12 protein-coding genes and 1 tRNA gene are annotated in these 12562 nt (G+C 73.4%); 1 reads left to right on the forward strand and 12 read right to left on the reverse strand.

Translation table 11 applies throughout. The annotated features are described in order from the left end of the window. Positions 1–1291: peptidoglycan-binding protein (locus tag ACFVXK_RS32385; protein WP_389618856.1), on the reverse strand; the 1291-nt coding region annotated here is incomplete at its 3' end. Positions 1292–1503: 212 nt separating this feature from the next. On the opposite strand from ACFVXK_RS32385, the gene ACFVXK_RS32390 reads away from it, so the two are divergent. Continuing rightward, positions 1504–1577, forward strand: a tRNA-Lys gene (locus ACFVXK_RS32390). Positions 1578–1673: 96 nt separating this feature from the next. On the opposite strand, the gene ACFVXK_RS32395 is transcribed toward ACFVXK_RS32390, so the two are convergent. The 11 genes from ACFVXK_RS32395 to ACFVXK_RS32445 form a co-directional block, all read right to left on the reverse strand. Beyond that, complete coding sequence (locus ACFVXK_RS32395; RefSeq protein ID WP_389618823.1) at positions 1674–2336, reverse strand: class F sortase; 663 nt, start codon at positions 2334–2336, stop codon at positions 1674–1676. Further along, complete coding sequence (locus ACFVXK_RS32400) at positions 2333–2938, reverse strand: hypothetical protein (RefSeq protein WP_389618826.1); 606 nt, start codon at positions 2936–2938, stop codon at positions 2333–2335. Before ACFVXK_RS32400 ends, ACFVXK_RS32395 begins: the two co-directional genes overlap by 4 nt. Positions 2939–3036: 98 nt before the next feature. Next, entirely contained in the window at positions 3037–3816 is a 780-nt protein-coding gene (locus tag ACFVXK_RS32405) for an HAD-IIA family hydrolase (protein ID WP_389618829.1), read from the reverse strand. A gap of 119 nt (positions 3817–3935) precedes the next feature. Then, positions 3936–5537: an alkaline phosphatase family protein gene (locus tag ACFVXK_RS32410; RefSeq protein ID WP_389618832.1), complete on the reverse strand. Its 1602-nt coding sequence runs from the start codon at positions 5535–5537 to the stop codon at positions 3936–3938. Positions 5538–5709: 172 nt separating this feature from the next. Next, positions 5710–6801, reverse strand: a complete 1092-nt coding sequence (locus ACFVXK_RS32415; protein ID WP_389618835.1) for a 2-aminoethylphosphonate ABC transporter substrate-binding protein — start codon at positions 6799–6801, stop codon at positions 5710–5712. A 43-nt stretch (positions 6802–6844) separates the two neighbouring features. Continuing rightward, positions 6845–7642, reverse strand: a complete 798-nt coding sequence (locus ACFVXK_RS32420; RefSeq protein ID WP_389618838.1) for an ABC transporter permease — start codon at positions 7640–7642, stop codon at positions 6845–6847. Next, complete coding sequence (locus tag ACFVXK_RS32425; protein ID WP_389618841.1) at positions 7629–8711, reverse strand: 2-aminoethylphosphonate ABC transporter permease subunit; 1083 nt, start codon at positions 8709–8711, stop codon at positions 7629–7631. The genes ACFVXK_RS32420 and ACFVXK_RS32425 overlap by 14 nt, the downstream gene beginning before the upstream one ends. Further along, entirely contained in the window at positions 8704–9753 is a 1050-nt protein-coding gene (locus ACFVXK_RS32430) for an ABC transporter ATP-binding protein (protein WP_389618844.1), read from the reverse strand. The genes ACFVXK_RS32425 and ACFVXK_RS32430 overlap by 8 nt, the downstream gene beginning before the upstream one ends. Continuing rightward, positions 9750–10454, reverse strand: coding sequence for a phosphonatase-like hydrolase (locus tag ACFVXK_RS32435; RefSeq protein WP_389618847.1), 705 nt, complete (start codon positions 10452–10454; stop codon positions 9750–9752). The genes ACFVXK_RS32430 and ACFVXK_RS32435 overlap by 4 nt, the downstream gene beginning before the upstream one ends. Positions 10455–10459: 5 nt before the next feature. Then, entirely contained in the window at positions 10460–11581 is a 1122-nt protein-coding gene (locus tag ACFVXK_RS32440) for a TIGR03364 family FAD-dependent oxidoreductase (protein WP_389618850.1), read from the reverse strand. A 147-nt stretch (positions 11582–11728) separates the two neighbouring features. Then, positions 11729–12502, reverse strand: coding sequence for a GntR family transcriptional regulator (locus ACFVXK_RS32445; RefSeq protein ID WP_389618853.1), 774 nt, complete (start codon positions 12500–12502; stop codon positions 11729–11731). Between the last annotated feature and the right edge of the window lie 60 nt (positions 12503–12562).

Here is a 12562-nt window from a genome sequence, read left to right on the forward strand (position 1 = left end):
ACCCCGACGCGGGGGCCGGCCCCGGGCGGGACCCCGGCGCGGGGGCCGGCCCCGGGCGGGGCCCCGGCGCGGGGGGCGGCGGGGGTGCCGTGCGGCCCGTCGGTACGATGTCCGCGCCCTGGCGCTGGACCAGCAGCCGCCAGGTGTCCGGGCCCGGGATGCCGTCCGCGTCGGCGCCCGTCCAGCCCTGCGCCAGTTGGAACGCCTCCGTGGCCTGCCGGTCGGCCTCGCTCCACTTGGTGCTCGGCCCCTTGGGGTAGAACCGCAGGGCGCCGCGGTCGATCAGCATCCGGCCCAGCTCGGCGACGTACTTGTTGTCGGCGCCGGGGCCGAACTTGGACGCGCCGGGGAAGGTGGCCGAGGGCTGCTTCGCGGGCGGCACCGAGTCGCCCGGGAGGATCCCGCCGGTCACCCCGTTGAACCGGTACGGGACGTACTTGGCCCCGTTCTCCCAGTACCCGTACGGCGTGGCCTGCCGCCGCGTGAGGGGCGGGGTCTGCTCGTAGGCGATGTAGTGCGTGTGCGTCTCGTCGACCCAGCCGCCGAAGAGGACCACGTGCGAGCCCTTGTTGGGGTCCGCCGGGTTGTGGAAGAGGAGCATGTCCCCGGGCAGGAGCTCGTCCTTGGTGATCTTCGTGGCGAAGGTGTCGAGGCTGCCGGTCCACTCGTTCGTGCCGAGGTTCCAGGCCATGGAGACGTAGCCCGAGCAGTCCTGCCGGTATCCGTCCGTCCAGTACTCGGACATGCTGTACGGGACCTGCGCCTCCAGCCACAGCTTCGCCCGGTTGATGATCGTGGCCCGGTCGATGCGCCGCGCCAGGGAGGGCGCGCCCGGGCGGCCCGGCCCGGAGGCCGGGGGGCGCGGGCGGCCGTGCAGCGGGGCCCGGCCGCCCTGCGGGCTGCCCGGGGTGTCGCGGCGGGCCGACGGGCCGGGACGGGGGGCCGACGGGCCGGGACGAGTGGCCGACGGGCCGGGGCCGGTCGCGTGCGCGGATCCCGTCCCGTGCGCGGGACCCGGGCCCCGCGCCGGGACCGGCAGGGGGTCGGAGGGGCGGGGCTTCGCCGGGGCGGAGTGGTCCGCCAGTGCGGCGGCCGCCTGGCCGCCGCCGCCCAGGACCACCCCGGCCGCCGTGGCCATCACCAGTACCCGGCGGGCCCCGCGCACGGCCGGCAGCCCGGCGTCGCGCAGCGCTATGGCCCGCCCGCGTGCGAGGGACCTGCGGCGGTGGGCGCAGCCGGGGCAGGCACAGTCGCCGGCGGGCTCGTACTCCTCGAAGACAGGCATCGGCATCTGCGCGTGCACCGGAGGCTGCGTCGTCATGCGGTTCCGTCCACTCCCCTGATCGGTCCGGGCCGCGGGTCGCATCCGACGGAGCGTCAGATGCGGTTCGGCCCAGACATATCGTGCACGACAAACCCCCCAAACATGGGTTAATCGGACAACGCGGGCGCGGCTGGTCACGAGCACCGCCGGAAGTGGGGTAGAGTTTTCCCTGTCAGCAAGCGCCGCTAGCTCAGTTGGTTAGAGCAGCTGACTCTTAATCAGCGGGTCCGGGGTTCGAGTCCCTGGCGGCGCACAGACAAGGAGAAGCCCCTCGCAGCGAAAGCTGCGAGGGGCTTCTTCGTTCTGCCGGAATCCGCCGGAGTGCGGCGGAATCCGCCGGGCGGCAGGGCTACGCCGGCGCCCCCGGCCGGGCGCCCGCGCCCGTCAGGTACGCCGAGACCACCACGTTCGCCGAGTACTGCCGGGCCGCCTTGTCGTAGGTACCGCCGCAGGTCACCAGCCTCAGCTCCGCACGGCCCGCGACCCGCGGCCCGTACGCCTTGGCGGGGTCGAAGCCCGCGCGCTCGTAGACCCGTACGTCCTCGACGGTGAACTCGGCGACCGTGCCGTCCGCCCGCGCCACCCGGATCTTCTCCCCCGGCTTGACCGAGCCCAGGCCGAAGAACACGGCGGGCTTGGACTTCGTGTCCACGTGCCCCACCATCAGCGCCGCCCCCACCGCACCCGGCGCGGGCCCCGCGCCCCACCAGCCCACCGTGCCGGGCAGCTCGTACGGCGGCGGCTCGATCGCCCCCTGCCGGTCCAGGCCCCGCGCGATCACCGGCGCCTGCACCCCCAGCGAGGGCACGTCGACCCGCGCGGGCATCGCCGCCGTCAGCGGGGCCCGCGCCACCGGGAGGCCCGGGCCCGCCTGCCCGCCGGCCCGCCCGGAGAGCGGACCGCCCGGCACCCCGGTGATCTCCTTGCCCCACAGCCAGAGCCCGAGCACCAGCACCGACCAGGCCGTGAAGGTCAGCAGCCGGCCGCCGGCGGAGGGCCGGGGCCCGCTCATCCGCCGTTGCGGCGGCGGCGCAGGGTCAGGGCGCGCCCGGCGACCACCAGCGTGGCCGCGGCGGCCAGGACCGCGCCGACCACGGTCTGCTGCAGACCGGGGCCGTCACCGTGGTGACTCTTCTTCGCGGCGGAGCCGGCGGCCAGCCGGGTGGTCTCGGCGACCTGGGCGGCCATCGCGCCGCCGCCCGCGTGGACCGGCCAGACCGGCGAGTGGTGCGGGTCGGGGCGGTGGTCGCGGCGGACCTCCACGGAGCCGCGCAGGCCGTCGTCGCGGCCCTCGCACCTGACCCGGACCTCGTGCCACCCCGGCTCGGCGTGCCGGCGGATCTCGGCCTCGCCGAACAGGGTGCGGGGGTCCTCGTGGCCCTTGCGCAGCCGGACCTCCCCGTCGAAGACGGGGGAACGGGCGACCGCCCAGTCCCCCTCACAGGCGCGCACCCGGACCTTGACCCGGCCGCCGGGTTCGACCGGGTTCGGCTCGACGGAGACACCGCCGCGGTCCCCGTCGTATCCGAGGGCGGCGGGGGCGGTCACGGCGGTGCAGGCCGCCAGGGTCACGGCCACCGTCGCGGCACGGAGAGCGAGCAGAGAACTTCGCATGGTGAACCTCCTCCCTAGGAGATTCACGTGCGGCGCGCCGCTCCGCATCCGGAGCGGCGCTCTCTTGGCCCGTACGTGTCAGCCGTTCGCGCCAACGGCTACACCAGGTCGACGAGGTCCGCGATGGAGTCGACCGTGTGGGTCGGGCGGTAGGGGAACTTCTCGGTGTCCTCGACCGTGGTCAGTCCGGTCAGCACGAGGAAGGTCTCCATGCCCGCCTCCAGCCCGGCCAGCACGTCGGTGTCCATCCGGTCGCCGATCATCGCGCTGGTCTCGGAGTGGGCGCCGATGGCGTTGAGGCCCGTGCGCATCATCAGCGGGTTGGGCTTGCCCGCGAAGTACGGCTGCTTGCCGGTCGCCTTGGTGATCAGCGCGGCGACCGCGCCCGTGGCCGGGAGCGGGCCCTCGGTGGAGGGGCCGGTCTCGTCGGGGTTGGTGCAGATGAAGCGGGCGCCGGCGTTGATCAGGCGGACCGCCTTGGTCATGGCCTCGAAGCTGTAGGTGCGGGTCTCGCCGAGGACCACGTAGTCGGGCTCGTGGTCGGTGAGGACGTAGCCGATGTCGTGCAGGGCGGTGGTCAGGCCCGCCTCGCCGATGACGTACGCCGTGCCGCCGGGGCGCTGGTCGTCGAGGAACTTCGCGGTGGCCAGGGCCGAGGTCCAGATGTTGTCCACGGGCACGTCCAGGCCCATGCGGCTGAGCCGGGCCTGGAGGTCGCGCGGGGTGTAGATGGAGTTGTTGGTGAGGACCAGGAAGGGCTTGCCGGACTCGCGCAGCCGCTTGATGAAGGCATCGGCTCCGGGGATCGGCGTGCCCTCGTGGATGAGGACCCCGTCCATGTCGGTGAGCCAGGATTCGATCGGCTTGCGCTCTGCCACGGATTTCTCTCCGCTCTGGTCGCCTCTGACCTGTGGGTCTGTGGTCTGTACCACCCACCCTAGCGGGCGCGGGCCGTGGACGCCGGGGGCGTCCACGGCCCGGACGGGCCGGACACCCCCTAGCCGAGGCGGACGTTGTCGATGGTCCAGAACCAGTTGTTGTCGCCGCTGTAGCGGAAGCGGACCTGGACGTCGGTGGCGCCCGCCGGGATCTGCAGCGGCAGGGACTCGGTCTTGGCGACGGCGTCGGCGGTGTACGTCTTCACGACGACCGGGGCGGCGCCGTCGTAGGAGACGAGGACCTGGGCGGTCTGGCCGGTCTCGTGGCGGTAGTGCGTCTGGAAGTCAAGGGTGCGCGTGGAGCCGCCGGTGACCGCCCACTTGGGGGTGATCAGGGTGGAGTCGAAGGTGCCCGTGTGGGTCTTGTCGTCCCACTCGTCGGAGTCGGCGACGGCGAACACGTCACGGGAGCGGACGTTCAGCTCGCGCCACTGGTCGCGCTGCGCCTGGCTCCAGAACTCGTCGGTGGCGAAGGCCCATCCGGCCCATTCGGTGACGCCGCCGGTGCCCATCTTCGAGTTGTCCACGGACCAGCCGGCGGGCGGGGTGTGCGTGAAGCCCTTCGTCCCGGCCGGGATGCCGGTCTCGTCCACGCGGGCCTGGAGGGCGGGGCGCAGGGTGTCGAAGGGGTCGGCGTCGGGGCTGTCGAGGGGGACGCCGTCGAGTCCGGTGGTGGGGACGCCGACCTGGGCGAGGGCGGTGGCGGCGACGTCGACGAGCTTGACGTCGTCGCGGACCGAACCGGCGGGGATCCCGGCGCCCTTGGCGATGACGAAGGTGCCGCGTTCCTGGAGGGTGGAGCCGCCGTGGCCGCCGGCGTCGGTGTGGCCGTGGTCGGTGGTGACCAGGATCTTCCAGTTCTCCTGGGCGTACGTGGGGCGGGCCTTGACGGCGGTGAGGAGCCGGCCGACGAGGGTGTCGACGCGGCCGATGGCGTCGAGGTACTGCCGGCTGGCGGCGCCGTAGGAGTGGCCTGCGCCGTCGACCTGGCCGAAGTAGACGAAGGAGGCGTCGGGGTTGCCGTCGCGCAGCTCGGCCGAGGCGGCCGTGGCGATCTTCGGGTCCTCGGACTCGTAGCCGTCGCGGTCGCCCTTGAGGGAGAGGCGCTTGTCGACCTTGGCCGAGAAGATCGGGCCGCCCGCGTCGGTGGAGGTGATGGGTTCCCAGTCGGCGGCCGCGTAGGTGTTGAGGGCGGGCTTGGCGTTCTCGGCGCGGGTGAGGAAGTCCGGGTGGGCGGCGTAGTTCTTGCCGGTGAAGGTGTTGTCCTTCACGCCGTGCTTGTCGGGCCAGACGCCGGTGGCGATGGTGGACCAGCCGGGGCCGGAGGAGGTGGCGGCCATGGGGCTCGCGTAGAGGGTGCTGCGGGCGGTGAGGCCTTCGGCCATCAGGCCCTTCAGGTTGGGGGCGTCGGCTGCCTTGACGCGGTCGAGGACCGTGCCGTCGAGGCCGATGACGAGGACCTTGTCGGCGGAGCCGGTGGCGGGGGCGGTAGCGGGGGCGGTAGCGGAGGCGGTCGCCGCGGCCTTGGCGGCCGCTTCCGCGGTGGCCTTGGGGTCGCCGGGAGCGGCGGTGGCCGTGGCGCCGAGGCCGAGGGTGGTGGCGAGCAGGGCCGTGGCGGTGGTGGTCACGGCGAGGGTGCGTCCGCGCAGGACAGGGGACACGTACTCCTCCAGGAGCAAGTGGGCGTGTGTGGGTGTGTGTGCGCGTGCGGGTGCCGCATGGGTGGGCGCATGGGTGGGCGCATGCGGCGGGTCCGGACCGAGGGGCGGTTTCGGTCCAGACCCGTTATCTGTTCGATATGGTTCCCGGTGGGGGTGGCCGGGAGGTTAAGGCTCAGCTGCCGGTCGCGGACTTCCACGCGTCGACGTAGCCCGTGAGGTTCTTGTCGATGTCGGCCCAGTCCGGCTCGAAGACCTCGACGCCCGCCATCAGCTTGGTGAGTTCGATGGCGTTGGCGTCGGTGGGCTTGACGTCGCCGCGGGCCGGGAAGCCGCCGCCGACCTCGCTGACCAGCTTCTGGGCGTCCTCGCCGAGCAGGTAGTCGAGGAGCTTCTTGCCGTTCTCGGTGTGCGGGGCCTTGGCGACCAGGCCGGCCGCGTACGGCAGGGCGAAGGTGGTGGGCTTGCCGCCGTCCTTGGCGGGGAACCAGATGCCGAGGTTCGGCATGGACTTGGACTGGGCGAAGTTCATCTGGACGTCGCCGTTGGCGACGAGCAGCTCGCCCTTGTCGGTCTTGGGCGCGAGCTTGCTGGTGGACGAGGACGGGCCGACGTTGTTGGCCTGGAGCTTCTTCAGGAAGTCCATCGCCTGGTCCTTGCCGCCGAAGTCGTGCATGGCCTTGACGAGGACGGCCGTGCCGTCGCCCGCGACGCCGGGGGTGGAGTACTGCAGCTTGCCCTTGTACTTGGCGTCGAGGAGCTCCTCCCAGGTCTTGGGGGCGGTCGTCAGCTCCTTCTTGTCGTAGACGAAGCCGAAGTAGTTGTTCACGACGGAGGTCCACTTGGAGTCGGCGGACTTGTCGGCGCCGTTGACCTGGTCGGAGCCCTGCGGGGCGTAGGCCTGGAGCAGGCCCTTGCCGTCGGCCTGCTGGATGAAGGGCGGCAGGGTGATCAGCACGTCGGCCTGGGTGTTGGTCTTCTCGCGGACGGCGCGCTGGACCATCTCGCCGGAGCCGCCCTCGACGTACTTGACCTCGATGCCGGTCTTCTTGGTGAAGTCGGCGAAGACCTTGTCGTACCAGCCGTCGCCCTTGTCGCTCTTGAGGCCGTCGGCGCTGTAGACGGTGACGGTCTTCTCGCCGCCGCCCTTGGCGCCGGAGTCGGAGCCTTCGGCGGTGGAGGAGCCGCCGCAGGCGGTGAGGGCGGTGGCGAGGACGAGGCCGGTGGCGAGGGCGGTGGCGGTGCGGAGCAGGAGCGCTCTGGACACGGGGATTCCTTACGGGGGAAGGGGTTGTTGGGGGAGGCGCGGGTCAGCGGTAGGAGGCGCGGGTGCGGACGCGGGAGACGGCCAGGAGGACCAGCAGGGTGGTGGCCATCAGCACCACGGCGACGGCGGATCCGCCGAACAGCGAACCGCGGTCGGTGGCGGTGAAGATCCGGACCGGGAGGGGCGTCCAGTCCGGCGGGTAGAGCATCATCGTGGCGCTCAGCTCGCCCATGGAGAGGGCGAAGCAGAGTCCGGCGGCCGCGGTGAGGGACGGCAGCAGGAGGGGGAGCCTGACCCGCCACAGCACGTACGCGGGACGGGCTCCCAGGGAGGCGGCCGCCTGCTCGTACGCGGGGTCGAGACGCACGATGGCGGCCGAAACCGACTGGTAGGCGAACGCCGTGACGAGAACGGTGTGCGCCAGGACCACGATCGTGCTGGTGCCGTTGAGCAGCAGCGGGGGCCGGCTGAACGCGACGAGGACGGCGAGGCCGACGACCACGGACGGCACGGCCACCGGCAGCATGAACAGCGCGTCCAGGACCCGCTTGCCCCGCTTGCCGAGCGCGGCGGCCGCCAGGGCGGCCCAGGTGCCGGCGGTGAGCGCGAGGAGGCTCGCGGCCAGGGCGGTGACCAGGGAGGTCGTCAGGGCCTGGAGGGATTCCCCCTGGACGGCGGAGGCGTAGTTCGCGGTGGTCGGGCCGGAGGGGAGGGCGCCGGACCAGTGGGTGGCGAAGGAGGCGGCCACGACCACCAGGAGGGGCAGGGCGAAGAGGGGGACGAAGAGGATTCCGAACAGGGTCCAGGCGGCCCAGCGGCCGCCCCTGCTATGCACCAGCACGCTTGCCCACCACCCGGTAGAGGCCGAACAGGCCGATGGATATGGCGATGTTGACGACGGCGGCCACGCAGGCGGCCGGGTAGTCGGATTCGAGGATCGCCTTGCCGTAGACGAGCATCGGCAGGGTGGTGACGCCCTTGGCGCCGGTGAAGAGGACGATCCCGAACTCGTTGAGGCACAGGACGAGGACGAGGCTGCCGCCCGCCGCGAGCGCGGGGAGGGCCTCGGGGAGGATCACCCGGCGGACGATCCGGGCGGGGCGGGCGCCGAGGCCGGCGGCGACCTCCAGCTGGGCGGTGTCCAGCTGGGAGAAGGCGGCGAGCAGCGGGCGCATCACGAAGGGGGTGAAGTACGTGATCTCCGCGAGGAGGACGCCCCAGGGGGTGGTGAGGAAGTGGAACGGGCCTTCGGCGCCGCCGAGGAGGTCCGTCCAGAGCCCGTTGGCCATGCCGACGGTGCCGTAGATGAAGAGGAGGGCGAGGGTGATGAGGAAGGAGGGGAAGGAGAGGAAGACGTCGATGAACCTGGCGACGGCCTTGGCTCCGGGGAAGGGCACGAAGGTGATGACCAGGGCAAGGGTGAAGCCGAGGAGCAGGCAGCCGGCGGTGGCGGCGACGGCCAGCCAGACGGTGGTGCCGAGGGCTTCGCGGAAGGCGTGGGAGGCGAAGACGGCGGAGTAGGCGTCGAAGGCGCCGCCGCCGTTGTCGGGGGTGAGGGACTGCCGGACGACCAGGGCGAGGGGGTAGAGGAAGACCAGCCCGAGCACGGCGACGGGGGGCAGGGCCCAGACGACCCGCGGCAGGCGCCGGGTCGCGCGCGGGGGTGCTCCGGGTGCGGGCGCGGGGGCCGGTATGGGGTCGGGCGCGGGGGCCGCCGGTGCGGGGTCGGACGCCGGGGAGGGTACGGGGGCGGGCGCCGGGGACGGTACGGGGTCGGACGCCGGGGACGGTACGGGGGCGGGCGTCGGGTCCGGGATCTGCGGGGGCTGGCGGTCCGGGTCGGGGGCGGCGGGAGCCGCCGTGGCGGTGCCGGGCCGGGCCGGGGCCGGGTGCCGGGCGGCTTCAGCCATCGGTGACCCCCGCCGTCAGGAGCACCGCGTCGCGGGGCTCGAAGTGGAGGGTGACCTCGTCGCCCAGGGCCGGGGTCTCCCGCAGTTCGGGGAGGTCGGCCTTGACGCGGTGCCCGCCGACGTCGACGTACAGCCGGTGCGTCGAGCCGCGCCACTGCACCTCGGTGATGGTGCCGCGCAGGGCGTTGGGGCCCTCGCCGAGCCCCAGCAGGTGCGGCCGTACGCACAGGGTGGCGGTGGCGCCGGGGGCCGCGCGACCGGTGTCGAGGTCCAGGGGCCGGCCCGCGAAGACGGCGCCGGCGTCGGCGACCGTCACCGGGAGCAGGTTGGCGTTGCCGACGAAGGACGCGGTGAACTCCGTGCGCGGTGCCCGGTACAGCTGCTGCGGGGTGCCGCAGTCCTGGAGGCGGGCGTGGTCCATGACGGCGATCCGGTCGGCCAGGGTGAGGGCCTCGACCTGGTCGTGGGTGACGTACAGGATGGAGACGTCGGGGAGTTCGCGGTGCAGCCGGGCCAGTTCGGCGAGCATTCCGGAGCGCAGCTGGGCGTCCAGGGCGGAGAGGGGCTCGTCCAGCAGGAGGACCCCGGGGCGGATGGCGAGGGCGCGGGCGATGGCCACCCGCTGCTGCTGTCCGCCGGAGAGCTCGCGCGGGTAGCGCTTGGCGTACGCGGCCATGCCCGTCATCTCCAGGGCCTCGGTGACCCGGGCGGGGACGTCGGCCTTGGGGGTCTTGCGGGCGCGCAGGCCGAAGGCCACGTTGTCCTCGACGCGCATGTGCGGGAAGAGGGCGTACTGCTGGACGACCATGCCGATGCCCCGTTTGTGCGGGGGCAGGGCGGTGACGTCCCGGCCGCCGATCAGCACCCGTCCGGAGACGGGCCGGACGAAGCCGGCGACGGCGCGCAGGGCGGTGGTCTTGCCGGAGCCGGAGGGGCCGAGGAGGGCCATGACCTCGCCGGGTTCGACGGTCAGGTCGAGCCGGTCCAGGACGGTGGTGCCGTGGTAGGCGACCGATACGGAGTCGAAGCGGATGCCGCTCACGACGACTCCCCGAGGAGGAAGGGGAGTTCGGCGACGGAGTCGAGGACGTGCGTGGCGCCGTGCCCGGTGAGCGCGGCGCGGTCGTGGGCGCCCGTGAGGACGCCGGCGACGACGCCCGCTCCGGCGCGGGTGCCGCTGAGCATGTCGTACGCGGTGTCCCCGGCGACGACGGTCTCGCGCACGTCGGCCACGGCGCCGGTGCGCAGGAACGCGGCCAGCACCATGTCGGGGTAGGGGCGGCCGCGGCCGCCTGCGTCGGCGGGGCAGAGGGTGAGGTCGGCCAGGTCCCGCCAGCCGAGGGCGTCGAGGATGGCGTCCTGGGTGACGCGGGCGAAGCCGGTGGTCAGGGCGACGGTGTGGCCGTCGGCGCGGAGCTGCTCGATGGTGGCGCGGGCTCCGGGGACCTCGGAGACGAGGCCGCCGTCGACGAGTTCGGCGTAGGCCTGCTCGAAGGCGGAGTTGGCGAGCCGGGCGCGTTCCTCCGTGCCGAAGAGGTGGCGGAAGACGGAGATCTTCGACTCGCCCATGGTGTCGCGGACGTACCGGAGCTTCTCGGCGTGGCCGGGGGTGCCGGGCTCGACGCCGAGGCGTTCGGCGGCGCGCTCGAAGGCGCGCTCGACGAGGCCGCCGTCGGCGACGGTGGTGCCGGCCATGTCGAGGACGACGAGGTGCCTGTTCTGCCTGTTCTTGCTGTCGGTCATGCGGCTCACCAGCCCAGTTCGTTCGCGGTGGTTTCGGCGATGGCGGGCGAGCAGGTCATGCCCCGGCCGCCCGGTCCGGTGACGAGCCAGACGCCTTCGCCGACCTGCTGGCGGTGGACGACGCGGCTGGTGTCGGTGCACTGCGCGTACACGCCCGCCCAGCGGTGCCTGATCTTCGGCAGCGGGCGGCCCAGGAAGGACTCGACGACCTCGGTGAGGTGGTCGTAGGGGTCCTCGACGGTGTCGAACGCGAAGGGGTGCTCGTACTCGTGGGTGTCGCCGATGGTCAGGCCGCCGTCGCGGCGCTGGACCATCAGCAGCTGCATCTTGTGCGCGGCGGCGACGGGCGTCTGGGCCTGCTCGGCGTTGAGGAGGTCGAGCGCGTCGCTCTGGTACGCGGGGTAGTAGCGGAAGCTGTCGGCGTCGGCGACGGAGGTGGTGAGCGGCTCGCCGAGGGGGGCGGTCTGCATCATCTGGAGCCGGACGCGGCGCACGGGCAGGTCGGGGACGAGTTCGCGGACCAGGCCGGAGAGCCAGGCTCCGGTGGCGAGGACGACGGCGTCGCCGCGGTGGACGTCGCCGTGGTCGTCGCGGACGGCGGCGGGACCGGCCAGGGCGCGGACCTCGCGGCCGGCGAGGAAGGTGTAGCGGCCGGAGGCGCGGAGGGCCTCGCGGAGGTGGAGCTGGGCGGTGCGCGGTTCGACGGCCGCGTCGCGCTCGCACCACAGGGCGGCCTCGAACTCCCCGCGCAGGGTGGGGTTGATCGCCCGCGCCTCGGCGGCGGTGACCAGCTTGTAGCCGCGGGCCGCGGCGTCGGGGCGGGCGACGGCCGCCTCGGCGACCGCGTACTCGCGGGCGCCCCGGACGGGGGTGAGGGAGCCGATCGCACGGAAGCCCAGGCCGGGCACCTCCGCGCCGATCCGCTCCCAGAGCTCGCGGGCCCGCAGGGCGGTGTCGAGCTCCTCGCCCCCGGCCCGGCCACTGACCCAGATCTGGCCGAAATTGCGCAACGAGGCGCCGCGGGCCTCGGCCTCGCGCTCGATCTGGACGACCTCGTGGCCGCGTTGGACTGCTTGCCAGGCGTGCATGGTGCCGACCACGCCGCCTCCGACGACTATGACTCTCACGCCGTCCACGCTCGGGCCGGCCGTTGGCCCGGGAGGGACGCGTGGGCGACGGGCCGGTGAACAGCCCTCGACGCTTGGACTAGACCCGTTATCCTTCCGTGATGCGAGGTGGTCCGGTTTGGGGGTGTCCTTCCGTTTCTCCGGGGGCTATTCGGGCCGCAGGCGGGTCGTGAAGCTGAACCGGTCGCCACGGTAGAGCGAACGCACCCGCTCCAGCGGCCGACCGTCCTGGTCCCGGGAGAAGCGGTGGATGAGCAGCATCGGGAGGGCCGGCGGGGTGCCGATCAGGAGGGCCTCGCGGGGGGTGGCGAGGACGGTTTCGAGCTTCTCGTCGGCGTCGCCGAAGGAGATTCCGAGGCTGTCGTGGAGGTATCCGTAGAAGGAGGAGTCCGGCTGGAAATCGACGTCGAGGCGGGGCGCGCGGGCGACCCTGACGTACGTGCTCTCCAGACCGACGCGCTCGTCGTCGGCGAGCAGCACGCGCTCCAGGTGCCAGACGGGCTCACCGGCCTCGGCGCCGATGCCGCGGGCGAGTTCGGGCGGGCAGGGGAAGCGTTCGAGGCCGATGAGGTGGCGGCCGGGCCGGCGGCCCTGGCGGCGCACGCCCTCGGTGTAGCTGGCGAGGGAGAGCGGCTGCTCCAGCTTCGGCCCGGCGACGACGGTACCCCGGCCGGCCCGGCGGAGCCGGCCCTCCAGCAGCAGCTCCCGCAACGCCTGCCGCACGGTCTCGCGGGCCACCTCGTACCGCTCGGCGAGGTCCCGCTCGGTGGGCAGCACCCCGCCTTCGCCGAGCTCGTCGAGGAGCTCGGCGATGCGGGCCTTGACGGCGTAGTACTTGGGGATGCGGCCGTGCTCGGGGATCCCGGAACGGACGGGCGAGCCGGGGCGGTGGGGGGCGGGGTGCCGGTTCTGTTCTTCCACGCTCGGACTGTACGTGCGGGAGGTGTACGGGAGGGGGCGGGGGCGGGCGCTGACCTGCGG

This window comes from Streptomyces sp. NPDC058157, assembly GCF_042884105.1.
GTDB lineage: Bacteria > Actinomycetota > Actinomycetes > Streptomycetales > Streptomycetaceae > Streptomyces.

Bases quoted from the DNA above. Each gene is read 5' to 3' on its own strand.
- ACFVXK_RS32395 (WP_389618823.1), bottom strand. From the start codon at position 2,336: ATGAGCGGGCCCCGGCCCTCCGCCGGCGGCCGGCTGCTGACCTTCACG.
- ACFVXK_RS32400 (WP_389618826.1), bottom strand. From the start codon at position 2,938: ATGCGAAGTTCTCTGCTCGCTCTCCGTGCCGCGACGGTGGCCGTGACC.
- ACFVXK_RS32425 (WP_389618841.1), bottom strand. From the start codon at position 8,711: ATGGCTGAAGCCGCCCGGCACCCGGCCCCGGCCCGGCCCGGCACCGCC.
- ACFVXK_RS32435 (WP_389618847.1), bottom strand. From the start codon at position 10,454: ATGACCGACAGCAAGAACAGGCAGAACAGGCACCTCGTCGTCCTCGAC.